5 protein-coding genes are annotated in these 6,244 nt (G+C 38.5%); all 5 read left to right on the top strand.

From position 1 onward, the window contains the following. The first annotated feature begins 528 nt into the window (after positions 1–528). The gene (locus tag LHW48_03035; protein MCB5259435.1) at positions 529–900 is read left to right on the top strand and encodes a GntR family transcriptional regulator; all 372 of its coding nucleotides are present in this window, start codon (positions 529–531) and stop codon (positions 898–900) included. Next, complete coding sequence (locus LHW48_03030) at positions 897–1,781, top strand: ABC transporter ATP-binding protein (protein MCB5259434.1); 885 nt, start codon at positions 897–899, stop codon at positions 1,779–1,781. The genes LHW48_03035 and LHW48_03030 overlap by 4 nt, the downstream gene beginning before the upstream one ends. Beyond that, a complete protein-coding gene (locus tag LHW48_03025) occupies positions 1,768–2,610 on the top strand; it encodes a hypothetical protein (GenBank protein ID MCB5259433.1) in 843 nt (280 codons plus the stop codon). Before LHW48_03030 ends, LHW48_03025 begins: the two co-directional genes overlap by 14 nt. A gap of 280 nt (positions 2,611–2,890) precedes the next feature. Beyond that, the gene (locus LHW48_03020) at positions 2,891–4,642 is read left to right on the top strand and encodes a hypothetical protein (protein MCB5259432.1); all 1,752 of its coding nucleotides are present in this window, start codon (positions 2,891–2,893) and stop codon (positions 4,640–4,642) included. Between the two features lie 472 nt (positions 4,643–5,114). Continuing rightward, a complete protein-coding gene (locus LHW48_03015; GenBank protein MCB5259431.1) occupies positions 5,115–5,648 on the top strand; it encodes a hypothetical protein in 534 nt (177 codons plus the stop codon). The last annotated feature ends 596 nt before the right edge of the window (positions 5,649–6,244 follow it).

Below are 6,244 nucleotides of genomic sequence, written 5' to 3'. Positions count from 1 at the left end.
TGCGTTAATTTTATACGCTTGATTAAGGCTTGATAAAGAAATGATAGATGCCTTTGCACTGGCAAGAAGATGGGCGTTTATAGTGATCACTGAAAACTGCAAATTTGATCACCATTTCTGCAAATGAAGCAACCGAGTTTTGATCACCGTTTCTGCAAATCTGATCACCATTTCTGCAAATGGCAGTGGATCAGTATCAGATTGAAGGATAAAAAACCGTGGGAATCACCGGGCGGTGATTCCACGTATCGGAGGGCATTCTATGTAGGGTCTGTAGGCTGTTAACATACTGAGAATTGACTGTTTTTTTTGTCAATATAGCAAACACTATGGTACTGGAAAAGCGGTAAAAATGAATCCCCAAAAATTATATTATATCTTGTAACTATATGTATAACATGTAGATAGTAACATCTGGGGGCGGGGAAATGTAAATAATATAAAGAAAGAACTTGACATTAGATACCTGGTGATATAGTTGACTACATCACTAAGGCGCTAAGTGAAATAAACTATAGTGAGGATGCGATGAAAGTTTTTAAAGAAGACATCCCGATTTACCTCCAGCTGAGGCAACAAATCGAAGAACAGATACTTGCCCGGGCATTAAATGAGGAAGATCGGTTAAAATCGCTCCGGGAAATGGCTGCTGAATACAGGATCAACCCCATTACAGCCGGTAATGCGGTTAACCTGTTGGTAGATGAAGGGATTTTGTATCACAAACGAGGTATAGGGATATTTGTTTCTCCCGGTGCCAGAGAGATGATCATATCTAATCGGAGAAGTTCATTTATCCAAGAATCTTTGGAGCCTTCTTTGCGATTGGCAAAAAGTTATGAGATTCCCAAAGAAGAGGTAATTAATAAGGTAAAAAGTGTTTATGGAGAAGAGCAATGACAGTTTATGAAAAGACGTTTGAGAACCATCCAATACCTTATCAGGTAAATGGATTAAGTAAGAAGTTTGGAAAATTCCAAGCTTTGGATAATGTGTCTTTTACTCTGCCTTGGGGGAAAATTGTGGGATTGCTGGGAAAAAACGGAGCCGGCAAATCCACTCTGATGCGTTGCATGCTTGGTTTTATGGATCATGAGGGAACTGTTAGTCTGGATGGATTTCACTTGCAACATCGAGATCACCGGGTGTTTGATCAGGTGGCATTTATTCCCGATGTTAGTGGCTTAGATGACCGCTTAACGGTTTCTCAAACCATCAATTATGTAAGGAACCTTAATCCTCATTTCAATATTGAACGCAGTGAACGCTTGTTTTCCAGAGCAAATTTGCCTTTAGACAAGAAAGTGGGTAAGCTTTCCAAGGGCATGAAGACAAAGCTGTATCTCTTGTTGACCATATCCTTAGACGTACGTTATCTGCTTCTGGATGAGCCAACATTGGGGCTCGATATTGCGTTTAGAAAGGAATTCTTCAATATCATCTTAGGTGAGTTTTTTGATGAGCAACGCACCATCTTTATTTCCACTCATCAGGTGGAAGAAATTGAGGATATATTGCAGGAAATTATCATTATCGATAATGGTAAGATAGTTTTGAATGAAGAAGTTGAGAGTTTGAAAACTAGATACCATGTAATTACAGCTCCATCAGACAAGAAGCAGGTTCTTTATGATTCTGGAGCGCGTGAGATTAATAAAACCTTGGGATTTGTAAGTGCAGTATTGCCATCTGACGTGCAAGTTGAAGGTGCAGTATATAACAGACCATCAATATCTGATATATTTATGGAAGTAGTAGGAGGTAACAGTGCGACAGTTTAAGACCTTATTACTTAAAGAGTGGCATACCAATAAGAAAACCTTTCTCATTCCGCTATGGGTTCTTCTGGTACATTACGGTTTGGGTATAATAGCATTTGCTTATGGAGCAATAAGATTTGGGTTGCCCAATTTCGTAAATCTGGATTCCAGTCAGCCAGGCATAAATGTGCTACTATGGGGATTGCATTATGGTGCCGCAATATTCTTAGCTTGGTTGAGTCTGTTAACATCTATAAGTTTGGCAGATGTTTGCCTAAATCAGGATTATCAAAAACGATGTGAGATCTTTCACCTCTCTCAACCAGTTAGTCTTCTTAAGATAATGGGAACCAAAGCAGCGTTTGTGTCTGTAGCTGTATTCATAGAGTTCATTGTATTGATATTGGTCAATTATCTTATTATCGGCACCATTTCTTTTGCTATTGGATATCCTTCTTTTACGATTGGGCTGGGTGCGTTGATAAATGCTACTGTTTATATGCTCAAAGCTTCGATTCTTTTGATACCTTTGGTGTGGTTTTTCTCTAGCATGTTTCGAAAAACACCGGCTGTTAAGCTATTATTGTTCTTTGCCATATACGAATCGATAAGGCTAATGCTAAAGCTCTCTTGGGGTCTTGAAACTTACAGCATATTTGGGTTTTGGAATAGAGTAGTATTTACCCCATTTGAGGTTATAACAAAAATTTCGATGAAGACTGCCTTTGTACCGATAGACTTTACAAAGGGGTCACTAACCAGTTATTCTGAACAAATGATATGGTTAGCAATAAATGTACTACTAATAACGGCTTCTTATTTTATCTACAAGCGTCGAAACGTATCTTGAATACGAGATAGTCCTTTAGCGTCTTGCCGTGAAGAAGCAAGACGCTTTTTTGTTTTATATGCAAGGCTGTAGAGTGAGCGGGGCATGGAGTAAAGCCCAATAATAAAAGGGTGACGGGTGAGTATAGCTACGATTAGAAAAAGCCCACCAAACCGATATTTTGTGCATAAAAATCTGATATATCTGTTTATGTAACTGTCTCTATGTGGTAAATGCTTGTAGAACTGCTTGACGAAAGGAGGGCTTAGGGTAGAATGGTAACAAATGGAGTATTGAAGTAATGACTAAAATACTAACCCTGCTCTGCCTGGTATTATTTTCCCAATGTGTGCTTTGGGCTGAAGATGATGAGCTGCTTAAAAATGGCATATTCACCTCCAGGGACTTAGTGGCTGAAACTAAGGAAGAAATGCTGGAGCATCGGTTTCTAAAAAGAGTGTATCCGCTTATCTTCAAGGAAGGAGACGCGGAGCCATATGTGCCCGAATTGGATCAGGATTTTGCTTTATGGAGCGGTAAAACTATTTCTAAGATAAATGTTTTACAGAAAGATGTGTTTGAGATTAAGCCTCAAAGAGAAGGTTTGCCACTATATAACGATGTGCTTCGCTTCGGTAATATGATTCATCCCAAAACCCGAAACAACATACTCAAGCAAAACCTTTTTTTTGTTGAGGGCGATACGCTAAATCCTGCTTTATTAATAGCCAATCTACATTATTTATACGATTCTGAGCTATATTCGGAACTGGAGTTTGAGATTACAGACCCCAAGCAACCGAGAGTTGGCGTGGACATAAAGCTAAGGGAGAAGTTTTTCTTGAAGTTTGCTCCAAAACTGATTGATCATAACAAGCTACAGTTAACATTGGTGGATAGAAACTTCTTGGGCTTAACTCATTCAATTAATTATAGTCTATACGTGGACCCCCAAAAGAGGGACATACTCGGTTGGGAGAGTTTTTATACTCATCCCAATATTTTGAGAAAGTACATAAAGGGAGATTTTCACAGGTTATCCTTGCCAGATGATAAACGCCTTGATATTGCTTTTAATCGAGAGTTTTTATATCCGTTAATGAATAATTTTGGGGGCATAGATTATCGAGCATCCGATACTAAGATTAGTTTTTGGAATTCGAGGCTTAAGTATCATCAATATGGAGCATGGTTCGCACACACCTATAGTGTACTGGATTATCCAGAATATATCTACTCTGCTCTTTCTGTAAGATACCGTAAACATCAAATACGTCCTGAAGAACTGGCTTGGCAAAACTCTTTCTTTGCCCTTGGGACTATTGGTTATGCATCACCTGAGTATCGTTATGTATCTGGGTTAAGTTCTTTTTTGGATAATAACTATCTTCCTAAGGGTCATCTTTTACAGGTAATGGCGGGTCACGATTTTGCAGAGTGGCAGAATCGTCAATATATGGGAGTGCAATGGGAATGGTCAAGCTATCATAATGCAGGACATTACCTTTACAATAAAATATCTACAGAAACCTATTTGAGCAATGGCAAGGCAGGTCAGACTCTTTTTGCAATGGAGCCCGTCTATATAACTCCAATGCGATTAATAGGCAGATTTGGCAATCGAGGCATGATACGAGCTAGGATAATTGGAACATCGAAGAGCTATCCCACCCAAAGAATTAATCTCGCAGAAGATCAATTTTATAGAGATGGAGAGGATCTCAGCGGAACAGATCTGGCAAGTTTAAGTATAGAAGAAGATATCAATACTCCCTTCCAGATAATCGGATTTCAGATATCGGCATTCACTTTTATGGATATGGCAGCTGTACACCATGACGATAAATTGCACGCACCAGATAGATTGTTTGCCCAGGGGTTTGGAATTCGTCTTAGAAACCCAAGTTTGATCTGGGATTTTATTGAGCTGCGCCTTACAATGGAATTCCTGAATGCAAACAAACCATCATTTGGGTTTGCTCTTAGCTTAAAACCGACCAAAGCATTGGATGGTTTTTCTGGAAGGAGACCGCAGACATATTTTGATAATTGATATATGTCATTAATAAATAGTCACCTCTATATACTGTGGTAGAGCTTGCCTTGAAGCATTGAATAGTAAAGCTTCATCTATACGCTGTGGTTGGGTAGCGAGTTTGACGAATTATCCCATTGAGGCCGTTGAATAACAGGGGCATGGGGAAGAGCTCCATAACACGGGAGACGGCTTGCCATTCCAGAATGAAAGAACTGAATATATCTTTATCGAACTCCTGAGAAGGACAAAGAAAAGAATGCTTAATGGTTTTACAACAGGCATGAAGAAATTATGCCTGAAAGTGGAATACCAGATATTTATCATTTGATTTGCGAATTCGGTGAGCGAGATTGCAATATTCGGCGGATCTTGATAATATATCTTGAACATCTACTGATGCCGAGTTTGGTTATGCATAAAAAAGGTTTGACAAAAAAAGAAAGTATAAAAAACATGAATGTAAAGAAGAATTTCTTGGGAGAAGATAATGTCTGAAACAGCTAAAAATACACAAGTAAAAGTAAACAGCAATCAGAAAGTCTCTGATACTCACAAGGTTAGCCTTGTAGAGTTAATTATGATCCTCCTTTTGGTGGGGTTATTATTTGTATTTTTCTTTGGTATGCGCCAGTTGAGAATAGACAAAGCCGCAGAAGCTCTTGCGCATGAGAAATTTGAAGCCTTGATCCCAGTTTTGCAGGAAGCAATCAACGCTACTGAAGAGTTTCGTAGAAATGATGAATTTGGAGATTATCCTTTCGATTTTGGTCAGTTGAATCTTATGGGTTCCAATGCCTACGAGGTCAAAACAGATGATACGGGTATGATGTATATGGAAACTGAAGATTTTGTTATCCATTACGATGCCGATAACTTCAATTATACTGCAACTACTACCGAGAACTTTGGTAAAGCTGGAATTAAGGTTATTTATGTACTTTCTGAGAGTAGTTATCAAGTGGAAGATCCCGCCCCAGAAAGAAAGCCTACTATCCTTGATGAATGGCTTCCACAAGAGTAGTTTTAATAAATAGCATTTTATATTATAGCGGTTCCTGAAGGTTCCGCTTTTTATTTGTGCGCTGATGCTTTGTGTAGAACAACACAGTATAGAAGAGTAATGTTTATACATAGCATGAGACAGCATTTCGAAACAAATAGATAGCAACAGATAAGAAATAGGATCAAGTATTTCTTCCTATTGACAGGTTTGATAGAATCCTGTTTATTGGAACATGAGAAAAGCAATAATACTAGATTTATGTTAAAGGCACCTATCTGATAGAATAACGATTTGATATGTTCTAGAAATAGTTCTTAAAGATCTTTGAATAATCGTGACATGGGATAAATATCCATACTACAAGAGTGGAAAGTGGCATAGGCACGAAAAGATAAAACCTAACAAACCGTATATCTCCTGCATAGAAATCTGCCATATATTGATGCGCAACGGTTTCCCCACTCTTTAACTCAAGTTATAGTTAGGGAAAGTTCATCTTAAGATACTGCAATAATTACGGGATGATAGCAGCTTGAAACGGCGCTATTCATAGCTTTAGGTAATGAGCAAGAAAGTTGCTAAAACGGAGTGTGGGCAACGCTAAACACAACTAT

Source organism: Candidatus Cloacimonadota bacterium, from assembly GCA_020532355.1.
Lineage (GTDB): Bacteria > Cloacimonadota > Cloacimonadia > Cloacimonadales > Cloacimonadaceae > UBA5456.
The sequence above is the reverse complement of the archived record's forward strand: the minus strand, read 5'-3'. Positions and strand labels throughout refer to the sequence as shown.

Excerpts from the sequence above, each read along its gene's own strand:
- LHW48_03035 (MCB5259435.1), top strand. The coding sequence starts at position 529 with ATGAAAGTTTTTAAAGAAGACATCCCGATTTACCTCCAGCTGAGGCAA.
- LHW48_03030 (MCB5259434.1), top strand. The coding sequence starts at position 897 with ATGACAGTTTATGAAAAGACGTTTGAGAACCATCCAATACCTTATCAG.
- LHW48_03020 (MCB5259432.1), top strand. The coding sequence starts at position 2,891 with ATGACTAAAATACTAACCCTGCTCTGCCTGGTATTATTTTCCCAATGT.
- LHW48_03015 (MCB5259431.1), top strand. The coding sequence starts at position 5,115 with ATGTCTGAAACAGCTAAAAATACACAAGTAAAAGTAAACAGCAATCAG.